The 2,317-nt window shown below is 67.4% G+C and carries 3 protein-coding genes; all 3 read right to left on the bottom strand.

What is annotated here, in order from left to right; translation table 11 throughout:
- Positions 1-566, bottom strand: a 566-nt coding sequence (locus AC1DYI_RS33100; RefSeq protein WP_477208350.1) for an AraC family transcriptional regulator ligand-binding domain-containing protein, incomplete at its 3' end; no start/stop codon positions are given.
- 9 nt (positions 567-575) lie between these two features.
- Positions 576-1,211, bottom strand: a complete 636-nt coding sequence (locus AC1DYI_RS33095; RefSeq protein ID WP_477208349.1) for a hypothetical protein — start codon at positions 1,209-1,211, stop codon at positions 576-578.
- A gap of 10 nt (positions 1,212-1,221) precedes the next feature.
- A partial coding sequence (locus AC1DYI_RS33090; protein ID WP_477208348.1) for a GMC oxidoreductase occupies positions 1,222-2,317 on the bottom strand: 1,096 nt, incomplete at its 5' end.

Genomic DNA, 2,317 nt, shown 5'->3' with positions numbered 1-2,317 from the left:
GCGCCGAACCGCACCGGGCAGTCCAGTGCCGCCTCATAGGCCGACAACGAGGCTGGCGCACGGTGCATGAAGCTGACGCCGATCACGTCGACCCGTTCATCGAGCAGGTAGCGGCCGAACGAGACCCAGCCGGCGATGATGGCCTCGGCCACCGCGGGCGGCGTCTCGGCCTCGGCTGGTTGCCAGCAGAGAGAGACCTGGTGGCGGCCGTGGTGGTGCACGCTCATGTGACCGAGCGTGCTGGTCAGTGATTCGAAGCGTTGCAGCTGGCGCACCGAGTCACGCAGCGTCGGTGCCGTGGCTGCCGCCACGCCCAGCAGGCCGAAGCCCGCGCCGCCCACGCACAGCCCGAAGGCCAGGCCGGTGGTCGCATCGCCCAACACATGGCCACCACGCGCCAGCGTGTGCCCGAAGGCGCGCCCATCCACTCGTGATGCCGGGCAAGCGCAGCCTTCGCGCTCCATGCGCGGCGGGGGCAGGCCGCGCGTGCGCAAGTAGGCCTTCAGCGAACGCTCATACGAGACGGATACGCTGGGTGCCTGGGGTTGCCACGAGCGGCTCAGCATGYGCCGTCGTCAACACAACCAGGGAAACAGCGTGTGGGCGAGCGCGCCGAACACGGTCACGACGAAGATGGCTTCCACTTCCAGCACCTCGTACCAAGGGGTGTTGATCGTCTGGAACGACATCGTGAAGTTCCAGACTGTCGTTGGGTCCCACCACTCGAAGTGCAGTTCTGACGTCCACAAAGCCTGGTACAGCAGCTCGGTGATGGACGGCGGTGTCTGGCCCTTGGGCTGGAACATGCCGTGCAAGGTCGTCATGTCGTCGAACACTTCGGCGCCGGCCGAGTCTCGCACATGCTTGATGCCGTTGAACTGCAGTGTGGCGCTGGTGAAACGATAGGTCAGCAAGCGGCCGTCGTCGTTCGGTGCCGGCGCCAGGATCTGCAGCGTGCCGCTGATCGGCTGGGCCGGCACGCGGTCCATGAACAGCGTGCCGGTCACGGTGGCCGGGTAGTTAGGGTCGACGCTCCACTTGTCGATGTCCTGGATCGTTACCTTCAGCGACACACTGGCGTTGCGGTACTCGCCATCCCAGTACGCATAGCCGCGCATCTCTTCGGCGAACTTCAGGCCGCGGGCGGCCGAGGCCGCTGTCGACGTCAACGCCAGCAGTGTCAACAGCACGAAGGCAAGCAGTCTTTTCATTGCAGCAACCTCAAGCGAAGTGTTCGGCCGCACGCTCGGCCAGCGCGGCAATCGTCAGCAGCGGGTTGACGCCGATGGATGCCGGGGCGATCGAGCCATCGACCACGCGCAAGTTTGAATAGACGGCCGCACCACCGGCGCGCGCATCGAACACCTGGCCATCCGCATTGACCACCCCGCTGTCCACCTGCTCGCCCATCGGGCAGCCACCCAGCGGGTGCACGCTGGTCAACGCGCCGCCGAAGATCGGGCTCGTGCGCGGGTAGTCGACATAGCGCCCACCGAACACCAGCGCGTGCCGCTCCATCTCGGCCTTCAACCGCGCGACGAACGGCTCCTGCATCACGTTGGGCCACACCACCTGCGCGTTGCCCCAGGCGTCCAGCTGGATGCGGCCGCTGGCGCTGTCGTGCCCGATGCCGAGGTAGACCATGCTGTGGTTCAGCGCGCCGTCGGTGCGGCTGTACAGCAGGTCGCGCGCCACGCGCTGCGCGGCGGGAAAGTCGGTGAAGATGCCAGCCGACAAAGGCAGCGCCAGCCGCACCGCGTCGACCAACGCGCGCGGCACCGCGGCATCTTCGATCAGGTAGCGCTGCGCCAACGGCTGCTGCGCGCGGTAGTCGGCCGCAATCGTGATCGTCGGGCCGACCTGCGCTTCGCCGGACAGTGGTGTGCCGGTGCCGAAGCCCATCACGTTGGTCTGCACGCTGGTGTTGTAGCCCAGCGCGATCAGGTCACCGTTGCCTGAGAAGCGAGTGCCGAGCGTTGGCGACAAGGCCAGCCCTTGCGCACGCGAGCGCAGCAGCACCTGCGTGCTGCCCAGCGTGCCCGCGGCCAGCACCACGCTGCCGGCGATCACCTCGCCATGCACTGGGGTGATGCCGTCTGGCCGGGTGATGGTGTGAATGCGCCAACGGCCGTCGGGCAGGTGCTCGAGCCAGTCGACCTCAACGCGGSTGAAGATCTCCGCGCCGCCGGTGCGGGCCAGCGGCAGGTAATTGACGTCCAGCGTGTTCTTCGCGCCGGTGCGGCAGCCGGTGACGCAGTCGCCGCAGCGCGAGCACAGCGGCTGCTTCACGCCTTGCGCGTTCGGCACGTTGTTGTAC

The organism is Ideonella sp. P3_A4 (genome assembly GCF_056403075.1).
Note: the sequence above shows the minus strand (reverse complement) of the source record. Positions and strands in the feature narration are given on the sequence as shown.